Genomic DNA, 13,858 nt, shown 5'->3' with positions numbered 1-13,858 from the left:
CAATAATCAAAGGCTTTTTTCCATAAAATAACGGCAACCGTCGAGCGGGTAATTTCTCATCTCATACTTTACTTGGTAGCCGTTCTTTTCGTAGAAAGGTTTGGCTTGAAAATCGAGAGTATCGAGTTGCGCGGTGTTTGCACCAAGCGCTTTAGCCTTACTCTCTAATTCGGCTAACAATCGTGTCGCAAGCCCTTTACCACGCGTCTTATCATCACACCAAAGCCAACTTATTATCAGCCAGTTGCCAAACACTTGGCCGTGAATACCTGCTACAACACTGCTGTTTTTAGCTATGAACTTAAAACCAAGAGGAATACGTTCGGCATTAAAATGCCCAGCATTGTAAGCAACAATATGTTCTCTTAGCTGGTTGTTTAGTTCAGCTGAGTCATCACTTTTTAATTGATACATAGCATACCTTTAAAATGTTATGACTCAGTATACGCTTATATCCTTAATCAGTATAAGTGGTTCTTACCATAAGGAACTTCGAGCATATTACTAGCCAGCTTTTCTGGCTGACCACACATTTCATCATAAGCACTTGTGTGGCGTAATACCATGTCACCATAACTTAAATGATCGAGACGCTTTTGAATGTGCAACGGGCTAATATCGCGGATAAACTCACCTTGCTCATCAGTAACATAATATTCAACGTTATTGATCACCACAGACACCTGATACAGCGCCATTTCCAACGAATGAAGGATAACCTTTTGCAGTGGTTGGTGCGCTGCAAGTTCAGATAACTTAATTGCCATGTCGAACCCCTTTTGTATGGTAGTACTTCTTATACGCGGGTTTGATATACTGTGATCAAATTAATTGTACAAAAATCACTCATGACTGAAAAAGTACGACTTGCCAAATTTATTGCCCATGCAGGTGTTTGCTCTCGAAAACAAGCATCGCGCTTGATAGATCAAGGTGAGGTAACAGTAAATGGCCGTGCTGCAAATCATATAGATCACGTTGATGAACATGATGATGTGATTGTACGTGGCGAAAAAATTTCAGAAAAAGCGCCACTAACCTACTTTGCGTATCACAAACCCGTTGGTATTGATTGCAAATTAAATGCTGACGACCCAACCAGTCTTATTCATAGTCTGCCTAAAACCACTCGCGTTTACCCAATTGGCCGGCTCGACAAAGACTCCCGAGGTTTGTTAATTTTGACCAATGACGGTGAGTTTTGTAATCAACTGATCCACCCTGATTATCATCAACCCAAACGCTATTTAGTTACGGTAGATAAGCCTCTTGATAGCGTCTTCTGTGACAAAATGGCAGATGGCGTACCCGTAGATAAGCAAATAACCCTTCCTTGTGAGGTGACTCAAGTGACCGAAACGCAGTTTTACATCGTCTTAAAACAAGGCTTAAACCGGCAAATACGAAAAATGACACGTTATTGTGGCTACAAAGTCATAGACCTTTACCGCACAGATATCGCAAAGCTTTCACTCACCACGCTGAATTTGCCCGAAGGGCACATAGTCAGTATCAAAAAAAGTGACATTCTCTAACAAAAAAAGTTTGCATTAATTGATTACAAGTGTAATCTTAAAATAAAGATTACATCTGTAGGTATAAAAATGATTGAACTTTCTAAAGCAGAATTCGAAGTATTAGATGCGGTATGGCTTGGCTACCCTGCCACTGCAAGTGAAGTAATTGCGCGTTTAAGTGACGATAAAGAATGGCACGAAAAAACCATTAAAACACTGTTGAGCCGTTTAGTTAAAAAAGGCGCAATAAGCTTCGAAAAACAAGGTCGCCAATATAACTACACCCCTTGCATCGCCCGTGAAGAATACACATTAAAAGAAAGCCAAAGCTTTATTGAACGCTTCTTTAATGGCCGTATTGCGCCATTAGTGAGTGGTTTTGCTAAATCAGAGCAACTCTCGCAACATGATATTGATGAGCTAAAAAAGGTCATTGATGATTGGGAAAAACAGCAAAAGTAAGGCTTTGTTATGTTAGATGCATTTTTTAATTGGCTGTTAGATCAACAGCTTTTGATCTCATCTGCAATTATGTTTTTATTGCTGCTAGAGCGAAAGCTACTAAGTCAGCTGTCGGCACGCTTGGTTTATACACTTTGGGCGCTGTTACCTATTGGTTTATTTTTAGCGAACCTACCAGATCACTTAAAGCCGATACAAAACAACTTTATCAGTAAGCTGACTATCACGCCAAACACAGCAATAATGCCGCAATTTACACCAACTTGGTTCGCTGTTTATGCCCTTGTAACTGCTGCGCTGCTACTCACTGCCGTTTACTTTCATTACCGCTTTTTAGCCAAACTGCAATTAGAGCAGATTACAGTCGACCATCACAGTATCCAAAGTCTGTGCTTATATCAAAGTAAACAAATAAGTTCACCTATGGTTGTGGGCGTTATTAACACCAAGTTAGTGCTGCCAACAAATTACCATAGTCACTACGACAACCTTGCTTTAGCACTTATTTTAGAACATGAATCAGTGCACATTAAACGCAAAGACAACCTAATAAACGCCATCGCTTTAAGTGCCACTATTTTGCTGTGGTTTAACCCTCTTGCGTGGCTTGGTTATGCGAGCTTGCGCCGTATACAAGAGCTTTCATGTGATGAGCAAGTGCTCAAAAATAAATCGACAGAACAACGAATTTTATACAGTAAGGCATTAGTGCACTGTGCAAGCTTTAGTAGAGCAGGCTTAATGGCTTATTCACAATACGGAGATAAAAACACCATGTTACAACGTCTAAATCAAATAAAGCAGATCGATAACAGCTCATTTATTGCAAAAACAGCGTTAGTTATTTTTACAGCGGGCATGCTTAGCAGCTTTGCCATTGCAAAACAGCCTATGTCAGTTGAAAAGACAAAAGACTATCAAGCGGTTATGCGCGTAGAGCCGATATACCCAATTCAAGCTGCAGAGCAAGGCATTAGCGGTTCAGTCGTTTTGAAATACGATATTTTACCAAGTGGCGCCACCAGCAATGTTAGTGTGGTAAGTGCGGAGCCTGAAGATGTTTTCAATCGAGAAGCGAAAAGAGCCTTAAAACAATGGCAATATGCGCCATCTGAATCTGGCTTTAAAAACGCCTTAGTACAACTCGACTTTGCCTTAGACGAAAACTATCAAGCAAATGATTTAATTGAGAAAATTAAAGTTAGTTCGAAATAAGCAGTAACAACTTAAGACCCTAAAGCAAGCGCCTTATTTAAGCCGCTTGCTTTGTGGTTTTTAACTCATAGCCTTGTGACTAGAGGCAAAGTGCAATCATAGCCACAGCACAAACATAACCCACTAGCCAGACTAGTGAGCGCAAAATATCCTGGTTTAAGTAGTAAAAAATACAATACAACACACGGGCAATAACATGCATAATCGCAAGGGTTTCAGTCACCTGATAGATATTAGTGCTACCGATTACGACCGCCAGCGCTACTGCAAAAATAATCAACGATTCAAAGCTATTTTGGTGTGCAGCCAATGCACGAGCACCAAAGCCGGTTAGTTTTGCTTGTTGTTCACGTGGGTGCTTGTTGTCATAGCCTGACAACTTATTTTGTGCAAAAGCCACAGGTGCTTTAGCTAAATAGGGAATGAGTACTGCGATGAGTGCGCAGATAATCAGTGTTGTCATGATATTTCCTTATCTTGTTTAAATTACTCTCTACCCTATCGTAAACAAAAAAAAGCCGCTACTTATAACAGCAGCGGCCAGCAATAGCATCATTGTCACTATAGCCTAATGCTTACCTAAAAGCCCTGCGGCATATTGTCACAGCTGAGTTTTTCTCAAGTTGGTCGATAAGCTAATGCTCTCATTCTTTGGTTTTGTTACTCTAATTGCCTCTCCTAATTAATTTATTTTCAATATGACTTGGATTTTCTTAACCATTTTTGCAGCATTTATGCAGTCATGGCGCAATGCGCTGCAAAGTAAACTCAGTGCGACGGTCAGTGTTGCTGGGGTAACACTTGCTCGCTTCATTGTTGCCAGTCCTATAGCGGCCCTTTATTTATTAGCACTATATCAATACCAAGATGCAGCTTTTCCTGACTTTAACTTAGCTTTTATTAGCTACATTGTTGGTGCCAGTATTGTTCAAATCGTTGCCACTGGTTTGATGGTAAAGCTTTTTAAAATGAATAACTTTGCTGTGGGTGCCGGGCTTGCCAAAAGTGAAGCGCTAATGGCAGCGATTTTAGGTGTTATGTTTTTTGGCTCTGCACTTTCATTACTTGGCTGGATTGGGGTATTTATTGGTGCTATCGCCGTACTGCTATTGAGTGGCATCGCGAATGTTAAACACTTTAATTTAGGCACTGCCCTACTTGGGCTGGCTTGTGGCACTTCATTTGCGCTTTCATCTTCATGGATCCGTGAGGCAAGCTTAAATTCAGGACTGACTTTCCCGCACTCAGCTGCGTGGGTATTGCTGCTGATAATTAGCTTACAAACGTTGATGCTGTGCGTATATATTGCATTCAAAGAGCGCGATACGTTTAAAAAGATGTGGCATCACAAAGGCACTACCACGGCAGTCAGTGTTTGTAGCTGCTTAGGCTCGATAGGTTGGTTTAGTGCTATGAGTTTGCAGCACGTTGCTTATGTAAAAACACTAGGACAAGTTGAAGTTTTCTTTACCATTATGGTATCGATACTTTGGCTAAAGCAGCCATTAAAACGCCAAGATACAGCAGGGCTTCTGTTAATTGCACTGGCAGCCATTCTTGTTATGCTACCTAATTAGTTACATTTTTGTCATTAAAAAAGCGGCTATGCCGCTTTTAATTTCGTTAATGACTAATTTTAAGAGTTATCACACCACTTATTATTAAAAGTACTCCGGCAATGCGGCCAAATGTCGCAGCATCACCATAAAATAAAATACCCACCAAGAAGGTGCCTGCTGCCCCTATACCAGTCCATACAGCATAGGATGTTCCCATTGGGATATCTTTTTGCGCCAACCACAACATAAAGCCACTTGCGACCATAAAGGCAACGGCTATCGCAATACCTAACCATCGACTGTCAGCTTCTTGAGACATTTTAAGACCAACTGGCCAGCCAATCTCTAGCAGTCCAGCAACAATTAAATACAACCACGCCATTATTGGTCTCGTTTTTTCAAGATCACGTCATATAAGTCTTCACGGCGGTCTTTTAAGTTTCTAACTGTACCTTCACTGTGAAGGATTTTCAGCTTATCCATATCTAGATCACTGAATAACAGCATTTCAGTATTAGGTGTTGCTTCATTCAAGGTTGCATCATGCGGAAACGAAAAATCAGAAGGGGTAAGAACAGCCGATTGAGAATACTGTACATCTAAACTCTCTACCTCAGGTAAATTACCAACAGAACCCGCAATCACAACATAACATTCATTTTCAATTGCACGCGCTTGTGCACAATGACGAACACGTAGGTAACTGTTTTTAGTATCAGTCCAAAATGGCACAAATAAGATATCCAACCCTTGCTTTGCAAGAATACGTGAAAGCTCAGGAAACTCGACATCGTAACAAATTTGAATACCGACACGACCTGCATCTGTTTCAAATACAGCAATTTTGTCACCCCCTTGGATCACCCAGTCATTTTGTTCGTGAGGCGTAATATGAATTTTACGCTGCTCATCAATCTTACCGCTTCGGTGACATAAATAGCTGACATTATAAATCTTATCGCCTTCAGCTAGCGGCATAGACCCGGTGATAATATTGGCATTATATTCAACTGCCATACGCGACATTGCATCACGAAAAGTTTCTGTGTACTCCGCTAAATAACGAATTGCCTCAGTTTGATTACTTTGCTCAGTGAGGCCCATTAATGGCGCATTGAAGAATTCCGGAAACAGAATAAAGTCACTTTTATAATCAGATACCGTATCAACAAAATACTCCACCTGTTTGAGAAGCTCTTCAACAGACTCAACACAACGCATTTGCCATTGTACGGCACCGACTCGGACAATTGACTTGGTTGACTCAAGTACCGTATCAGTCGGCTCAAACATAATGTTATTCCACTCTAGTAAAGTGGCATAACCGACAGATTCTTGATCTTCAGGAAGGTACTTTTTGAGTAAACGTTTTACTTGGAAGTCATTAGAAAGCTGAAAACTTAAAATCGGATCATAAAGCTCTTTGTGGTCAACTTTTTCGATGTACTCCATTGGCGACATTTCTGCACTGTGATTGTAATAACGCGGAATTCGCCCACCCGCTAAAATAGCGCGTAAGTTATACTGACGGCACAGCTCTTTACGTGCATCGTATAAACGGCGCCCAAGTCGCATCCCTCGGTGAGTTGATGATATAACCACATCTAAACCATAAAGCGCATCGCCTTCAGGGTCACTAAATACTCGGTCATGGCCATCAACAATATCTTCATAGGTATGCGGGTTCGAAAAACGAGCGTAATCTACCTGAACACTTAACGCGATGCCCACTAAAACACCATCGTCAACAATGCCTATTTGTCCTTCTGGAAACTGATCTATCAGCCTAAAAATGGTGTGGCTTGGCCATGCACCGCCAAGCCCTGGATATGCTTGGTCCATAAGAGTTTTTATTTGTGGGTACTGTTCTTTAGTTAGATTACAGATCTCTAAATGCGTTTTTTCGGCCGGCATAGATACTCCTTTTTTAGGCACGAGATAACAAGCAAAGCAAACATTCAGTCAGCATGTTTCTAGATTAGCTTTAACTAGAGTGGCATCAAATCCCCACTCTGCCAAGACCCAAAGTTTAACAAACGTGATGTGAACAAACGCTTATCTTCACTGATAAACATTCGCTGCAAGCGTTTACACAGCAAAAGCGATCAATTATAAACCTGCATTGCTCAACTTTTCATCTATAATTACGCTACACTCCATGTGTATTTGAGGTGGGATTGATCAAACGTCTACTAAAACAATCAAAGCAATCTGGCTTAGAAGAGATTGAGCACGTTAAGTTTCTAATTATTTGTAAAATTGCCTATTTCGCGCTCATTGTTCATGTCTTGCTAATCCCCGCGTTTGCCCATATAGGTGCAAACATGCTTGCTTTAGTTAATATTTTGAGTGTTCTCGCTTGGGCCAGCGGCATCTTTTTAATTAAGCAAGGACTGACTTCCCTGGCACTTCGAGTATTTTGCCTTGAAGTAATTATTCATGCTGTGATTGTCTGTGCCACCCTTGGTTTAGGTGCGGGGTTTCAGTTTTACTTGTGGACAGTCTCTTGTATTTTAATGATCGACTACCAATTAACTTTTAAACGAGCGGCAATCTATAGCTTAGTAATGATTGCCACATTCGCCCTTCTCTATGTGTTTTTTGCGGACGTTCAGTACAGCTTTGCTTACCCAGAATTACTTCCACACGTTAATGTGATAAATATTATTATTGCTGGCTTACCCATGGTATACGGCATGGGTTTAATTAGAGAAATCACCATATCACAACGAATTGAGTTAACAGAAATGGCAGCCCGCGATCCTCTCACCAAACTTTATAATCGTCGTTTTGCAAAAAAATTAATTACCTCAGCACATAAGAAAAGTATTGAGCAAGATAGCAATATTTGTATTGTTATGGCAGATATCGATAAGTTTAAAAATATCAATGACAACTACGGCCATGATAAGGGTGATACGATACTCATTAATGTTGCCAAACTAATTAGCCAATTCATCAATGATGAAGATATTGCTGTACGCTGGGGCGGCGAAGAATTTTTATTATTATTAACCAATACAGATGCAAAACAAGCCTACGCAAAAATTGAAACTTTGCGTATAAAAATCGCCGAGCTAGAAGCGCATCCTGATTTCCCTGATATCAATGTAACTATGAGCTTTGGACTCATTGAGTGGCAACCACTCGCTTCGATAGAAAAAATGTTGCAACATGCCGATGAGGCTCTTTATAGAAGCAAGCATGCAGGACGCAACCAAACGACCGTTGCCAAGGGAGAATGTCCTGCTTTTAAGGATGCTGATGCGGTTAATTAACCGCATCAATGGTGATACTGTGAGCAATCTCTTGAGGCAATAATGGCGTTAAACCATTGCTGACATAGTCGTTGAATCCAGCTCTATAAAATTCCGACAATGGATGTCCCGATTGACCACCAGGTATAGCCATAATGGCATTATCTAAGTGTCCTGGTTGTACAATAAAACGCTGCGAAGCACCAAAGCTACGCCCTTGTACCGCAGGCATAAAGGTATCACCAAAACCAGGGGCTACAGGCATATTTAACAAGCTTTTAAGTACGGGTATTTGTTTGGCAAACGGGTGCTCAATCACTAATTCGTTGACCTTACCCCATTGCCAACTGTGTGGATTGTTGCCGTACTGCTCTGTGAGTTTAGTAATCACGCGATCAAAGGCGCCTAACATTTGTTGCTGCCAATTTTCGTACTTAGGATTTAACCATGTTTGAGGCTGAGCTTTGATAAGTTGCCAAACGGCAGGCTCTAAGTCTCGTTTTACTGGCTTTAAGCTACTATCGAGAGCTTTTAGCTTATTCTCAATTGGACTAAATAAACCATTGATCACTTCACTGCGATAACGTTTTACCAAGGTATAGCCAACTGAGTCACTACAAGCGCACGCCTGCCAATTGTTTAATTCATTTAAATATAAGGCATATTTATCGCCTGCAGCGCTAAGCTGTTTGACTAGTAATTGATGCCAAGCAGTTAAGAAGCGTGCTTCGTTATCATGTTGTAAGTCATAAAAATCTTGTTCGTTGAACTGCTGTTTTTCAAATAAGCGATCGCGAATTTGTGCAGAGCGAGCCCCCATTGCATAGCCACCATTACCAAAACGCTGATTATCTTGCGCAGAAACAACCCGTGAGTTTCCTGTCCATAACCGACCACTTTCTGGGTTTTTTACAAATGGACGCTGCGTTTCGTTTTCATGCCAAGCAGCAGGATACGCTTGCTCAGAAACAGCTAATTGATGCGGTATTTTACGAGCGGGAACTGCTCCCATATTTTTCCAAGCAGCATTACCTTTATCATCAACAACTATCAGGTTTTGTACTGGAATACCAACGTCCGCAGCAAGCGTTAATGCATCATCAACATTGTTTGCTTGCTCAAGCTTAAGCAACTCCATATCAACCGCATACTCATGGTGAGCAACCCAACTTAAGGCATAAGGTTTGCCGTTAATTTCTTTAACAGGGCCATACTCACTCATGGTTAAAGCATAATTTTCAACGTTGCCATCATTAAGTAAGATGGGTTCATCTATCAGCCAAGTTTTCTCTTTACTCTCAAGAGCAATCCAATCGGCAGTATCTAGATAACCATTAGTAAATCCCCAAGCTATTTTATTATTGGTACCAACAACAATGGCTGGAGCCCCGGGTAATGACACACCAGTTATTTGTTGCATTTCACCATTTAATGGGTAATTAAGCTGCGCACGATACCAAATAATTGGCACTGCAAATGATAAGTGCATATCGTCAGATAGCATTGCAGCACCCGTTTCAGTTAGCTGCCCAGTGACTGCCCAGTTATTACTACCAAGCTCTTTACGGTTTGCAATCTCGGTCGAAGCCCATAAAGCGTCTTTAAGCGCAGGAATACCGCCGTTATAAGGTGCAAGCTGACTGTTATCGAGCGCGGCTTGATATTGGCTTGGCTGAGTAATAAAGTCGACCATCGCTTTGCCATATAGGTCTTCGATTTCGATCAGCGTTTGGTCACGCTCAAACGTAGCAGTTTGTAAATCTAAGTACATGCTAAAAATGATTAGTAAGCTGTCTTCACTTTGCCAAGGTTTTGCTTCAGCGCCAGTGAGCAAATATTCAAAGCTATCATAGCCAACTTGTGCATGGCCTTCATTGACCCCATTTGCATATGCTTGCAATAGCACTTTATCTTTAGCAGGTAATTGCGCGACTGCAATCTGGCTACGTTTTCGCAATTGATGAAAACGCATTTTTTTATCAAGCCCAACAGCAGCTTTACCAAATAACTCACTAAGTTCACCTGCCGCATTGCGGCGCAGTAAGTCCATTTGAAAGAATCGGTCCTGACCATGAGCAAAGCCTAAGGCATAGGCCGCATCTAAACGGTTCTCGGCATGAATAACAGCCTGCCCTAAGGAGTCCCGTTCAATCTTTACTGATTGCGAAATAGCATCACTTTTACCCCGGCCATCAAGTGTCGGTAAACTTAAATTTAATACGCCATAAACAAGCCCGGTTGCCAGTAACACCAATACAAACAGGCCTATGAGTAACCATTTGATTATCTTAAACATGCCAATTTTCCTTGCGCTGAAGTAACACTGTATTAACCTGGTATATTAACCTGAGTTTTATGAAAAAATAGTGTTGCGATACAAATAATTAAATTTAACGTCCTAGGTTAGCTGTTCATTGTTAATTACCACAGAAATTGTCTATAGTAGGTAGATAGTATAAAACCTGATATTTCTCATGCCGCTAGCGACCGAAGCAGATAATAAAAAACTACAAAAATTGAAGCTAGCCTTCTGGTTATCACTTGCCTGTATCGTGGTAATTGGTCTTTTAATCGAGCAAATTAATTACAATCGTGAAAAAGATGCTTTTCGCTCTCAAGAACTAGCGAAAATAAGCGCTTATCGCGCAGAACTCGAAGCAAAGATGGTTTCTAACATTCAACTTGTGCGCGGCCTTGCTGTTGCCGTTGCTGCCGAGCCAAATTTAGACCAAGCTCGCTTTACGCAAATAGCTAGCCCCTTATTTTCAACCTCCTCAGAGCTCAGAAACATCGGCGCAGCCCCAGATATGATTATCCAGATGACTTACCCTCTTGCGGGGAATGAGAAATCTATTGGACTAAACTTTTTAGAAGCCCCTCAGCAACGCGATGATGCAATTAGAGCACGAGATGAAAACCGTATTGTTATGGCTGGCCCATTAGAGCTGGTGCAAGGTGGCCAAGCGCTGATAGCAAGAATGCCCGTATTCACACCACCCGAGCTCACTTTTTGGGGATTACTCTCGGTGGTACTCGATATAGATAAGATCTACAGTAACTCAGGTTTAATTGCACTGAGTCAACATTATGAAGTTGCGCTGCAAGGGCGCAACGGCCGCGGTTCAAAAGGTGACTTTTTTTACGGTTCTAAAGACGTGCTCAACACCAACCCTCTGAGTTTTAGAATTAACTTTCCAGGTGGTGAGTGGCAAATGTATGTCACACCTAAATCTGGATGGCAGCCTCCAAGCTCTGCAATTTGGCCACTGAGACTAGCCATCATTTCATTCTGTATTTTGTTTGCTGGCGCTTCAGTATTCTTCTTACGTATGGTTGAACGACAGCACAAGAGCGAGCGAATGCTAGAAACCATGAGTAGCCTCGCCAAAGTCGGTGCTTGGTCATTCAACCTTGAGAAAAAAACCGTATATTGGTCTGACATGACCAAGCAAATATTTAAGCTTCCCCTAAATGTCCAGCCTGAATGGCCTACGAACTATACTCTTTTCAAAGCCGGTGAAAGTCGTGAAAAAATTCGCCGCCTTAACGAGCGCGCAATTAAGTATGGTGAAAGTTTTGAAACACAAGTAGAGATTATCACTGCTGAAGGTGATGAAGTTTGGGTACTGTTACACGGAGAAGCTGAGCATAAAAATGGCCGCTGTATAAAATTATTTGGCTCACTGCAAAATATTGATACCCGTAAGCGAGTAGAGCTCGAAAATAACAAGATCGCCTTACATAACGAGATCCTTGCATCATTAACCGTCAATGATGCTGTACTGACAGGTAACCTTAACCTTTCTAAACATGTCATTGTGCAAGCTATTTGCCATGCATTCGATATTGATCGCGCGAGTATTTGGTTATTCAGTGACGATCGTCAATCGCTCAACACCTTTGCGATTCACGACCAGAGTCAGCCTGAATTTAGTGAAGCAATATCACTACAACAAATTGAATTTCAAAATTATTTTGATGCCATTAATAATCACGCCGTGATAAATGCCAGTGATGCACAGCAACACCCGCTGACTAGCGATTTACGTAGCAATTACCTAGATTGGTTTAATATACGCTCAATGCTCACCGTGATAATTCCAACAGGAAGCAAAACGATGGGGGTAGTGTGCGCTGAAAAATGCCATAACCGCAGACATTGGAGTAAAAATGAAGAGAGCTTTTTAATCGCTGTTGCTGCATTAATTGGAAGTTTACACGCAAGTCAGCGCCGTATAGAGACTGAGCATCAGCTAGTCCAAGCAAAAGAGGCAGCTGAACAAGCAGTAAAAGCCAAAAGTGAATTTTTAGCGAGCATGAGTCATGAGATCCGCACACCCATGAATGGCGTGATTGGGATGCTCAATATCATTAAGCAAACCAAATTAGACAACCAGCAAAGCCATCATATCGATTTGGCGCAATCATCGGCTGAGTCTTTACTGCATATCATTAATGATATTCTAGACTTTTCTAAAATTGAGGCTGGTAAACTCGATATTGAAAATGTGAGCTTCAACGTATTAAAACTACTTGGCGATACGATTGAATCGTTTGCTATCAAAGCAGAGCAAAACAATACCAAGTTACTGTTAGATACTACACAACTTAATCATGGGTTTATTATTAGTGACCCGAATCGTATTAGACAAATCATCAATAATTTAGTGAGTAATGCCGTTAAATTCACCAAAGATGGTGAGATTATCGTCATCGCCAAACTCGAAACAAGCGACGAAGAGTTGTTTTTGAACTGCTCTGTTATTGATTCTGGCGTTGGGATTAAACCTGAAAAACAAGCCACCTTATTTGACTCATTCACACAAGCAGATGCATCAACCACACGTCAATACGGCGGGACAGGACTTGGGCTTGCGATTGTAAAACAGCTCTGCCAGTTAATGGAGGGGGATGTAAGTGTAATTAGTTCATATGGGGAAGGCAGCACCTTTAATTTTTCTGTAAAAGTTAAACGTGATCACACAAAACAAGCACCTGAACCTAGCCACATCTTAGATAAAAAGCATATTTTAATTGCTGATAACTGTAGGCTAAGTATCAATATCACCAAAAAACAGTTGCAGTTGTGGGGTGCTGAAGTAGAAGCATATAGCGATATGTCAAGCTTACTCAATTTTGCTTCAATGCCTGACAATAAAGGTTGTGATGCCATTTTAGTTGATTATCAGTTTTATAGCAGCGCAACAAAAGAGCACCAACAAGCGTTCTTAAAGTACTTTAATGCCACTAGCTGCAAACGAATTCTGATGGCACCAATGAACCTTACGGAAAAACAAACAAGACAAACAATAAAAGTTGAGAGTATTATCTTCAAACCATTAACACAGTCTGATTTATTTAATTCACTAGTAAATGACAAGTACATTGAACAGCAGCAAGTCAGTAAAGAAACGTTAATAACCAAGGCTGTAACCAATAACAGTAATACAGAGTCACAGGTTTTGCTCGTTGAAGATAATAAAGTGAATCAGATGGTCGCCGGCTCATTATTAAAACAAGCAGGCCTTAGTTTTGATATTGCCGAAAATGGTCTTGAAGCAATTGCAAAACTTTCAAGTCGTGAGCAAAGGCCTTATCTTTTAGTGTTAATGGATTGCCAAATGCCAGAAATGGATGGTTACCAAGCAACACGGGCCATTCGTGCTGGTAAAGCAGGTGCAGCTCATCAAGGGGTTAATATCGTCGCACTGACAGCAAATGCAATGCAAGGTGACAAAGAACGTTGTTTAAACGCTGGTATGAACGACTACGTCACCAAGCCCCTTAAATTTGACTCGCTCAATAAAAAGTTAACAGTGTGGCTAAGCACTGAAGAATAAAGAAAGAG

General features: G+C 41.1%; 12 protein-coding genes. 6 read left to right on the top strand and 6 right to left on the bottom strand.

Going from position 1 to position 13,858, the window contains the following annotated elements; translation table 11 throughout:
- Positions 1-6 precede the first annotated feature (6 nt).
- A complete protein-coding gene (locus QUE86_RS08265) occupies positions 7-414 on the bottom strand; it encodes a GNAT family N-acetyltransferase (RefSeq protein ID WP_178926466.1) in 408 nt (135 codons plus the stop codon).
- 47 nt (positions 415-461) lie between these two features.
- The gene (locus tag QUE86_RS08260) at positions 462-767 is read right to left on the bottom strand and encodes a DUF6482 family protein (protein WP_063700650.1); all 306 of its coding nucleotides are present in this window, start codon (positions 765-767) and stop codon (positions 462-464) included.
- Positions 768-848: 81 nt separating this feature from the next.
- Between QUE86_RS08260 and QUE86_RS08255 the strand changes: the two genes are divergently transcribed.
- From QUE86_RS08255 to QUE86_RS08245, 3 genes are all read left to right on the top strand, one after another.
- Positions 849-1,535, top strand: coding sequence for a pseudouridine synthase (locus tag QUE86_RS08255; RefSeq protein WP_130052216.1), 687 nt, complete (start codon positions 849-851; stop codon positions 1,533-1,535).
- A 69-nt stretch (positions 1,536-1,604) separates the two neighbouring features.
- Entirely contained in the window at positions 1,605-1,979 is a 375-nt protein-coding gene (locus QUE86_RS08250) for a BlaI/MecI/CopY family transcriptional regulator (RefSeq protein ID WP_167658808.1), read from the top strand.
- A gap of 9 nt (positions 1,980-1,988) precedes the next feature.
- Complete coding sequence (locus QUE86_RS08245; protein ID WP_250661506.1) at positions 1,989-3,194, top strand: M56 family metallopeptidase; 1,206 nt, start codon at positions 1,989-1,991, stop codon at positions 3,192-3,194.
- A gap of 79 nt (positions 3,195-3,273) precedes the next feature.
- Here the strand turns inward: QUE86_RS08245 and QUE86_RS08240 are convergent, their stop codons facing one another.
- Positions 3,274-3,657, bottom strand: coding sequence for an MAPEG family protein (locus QUE86_RS08240; RefSeq protein ID WP_286256512.1), 384 nt, complete (start codon positions 3,655-3,657; stop codon positions 3,274-3,276).
- A 235-nt stretch (positions 3,658-3,892) separates the two neighbouring features.
- Between QUE86_RS08240 and QUE86_RS08235 the strand changes: the two genes are divergently transcribed.
- Entirely contained in the window at positions 3,893-4,771 is an 879-nt protein-coding gene (locus QUE86_RS08235; protein WP_175580477.1) for a DMT family transporter, read from the top strand.
- A gap of 46 nt (positions 4,772-4,817) precedes the next feature.
- Here the strand turns inward: QUE86_RS08235 and QUE86_RS08230 are convergent, their stop codons facing one another.
- Entirely contained in the window at positions 4,818-5,135 is a 318-nt protein-coding gene (locus QUE86_RS08230) for a DMT family transporter (protein ID WP_130050057.1), read from the bottom strand.
- Positions 5,135-6,667 (bottom strand): carbon-nitrogen hydrolase family protein, encoded by a 1,533-nt coding sequence (locus QUE86_RS08225; protein ID WP_130050058.1) that lies wholly within the window; start codon positions 6,665-6,667, stop codon positions 5,135-5,137. The genes QUE86_RS08230 and QUE86_RS08225 overlap by 1 nt, the downstream gene beginning before the upstream one ends.
- Positions 6,668-6,930: 263 nt before the next feature.
- Between QUE86_RS08225 and QUE86_RS08220 the strand changes: the two genes are divergently transcribed.
- Positions 6,931-8,031 (top strand): GGDEF domain-containing protein, encoded by a 1,101-nt coding sequence (locus tag QUE86_RS08220; protein WP_175580476.1) that lies wholly within the window; start codon positions 6,931-6,933, stop codon positions 8,029-8,031.
- Here QUE86_RS08220 and QUE86_RS08215 read toward each other — a convergent pair.
- The gene (locus QUE86_RS08215; protein WP_178926460.1) at positions 8,024-10,306 is read right to left on the bottom strand and encodes a penicillin acylase family protein; all 2,283 of its coding nucleotides are present in this window, start codon (positions 10,304-10,306) and stop codon (positions 8,024-8,026) included. The genes QUE86_RS08220 and QUE86_RS08215 overlap by 8 nt on opposite strands.
- A 178-nt stretch (positions 10,307-10,484) precedes the next feature.
- Between QUE86_RS08215 and QUE86_RS08210 the strand changes: the two genes are divergently transcribed.
- Complete coding sequence (locus tag QUE86_RS08210; RefSeq protein ID WP_250661503.1) at positions 10,485-13,850, top strand: ATP-binding protein; 3,366 nt, start codon at positions 10,485-10,487, stop codon at positions 13,848-13,850.
- The last annotated feature ends 8 nt before the right edge of the window (positions 13,851-13,858 follow it).

This window comes from Pseudoalteromonas apostichopi, from assembly GCF_030297135.1.
Taxonomy (GTDB): domain Bacteria; phylum Pseudomonadota; class Gammaproteobacteria; order Enterobacterales; family Alteromonadaceae; genus Pseudoalteromonas; species Pseudoalteromonas apostichopi.
The sequence above is the reverse complement of the archived record's forward strand: the minus strand, read 5'-3'. Positions and strand labels throughout refer to the sequence as shown.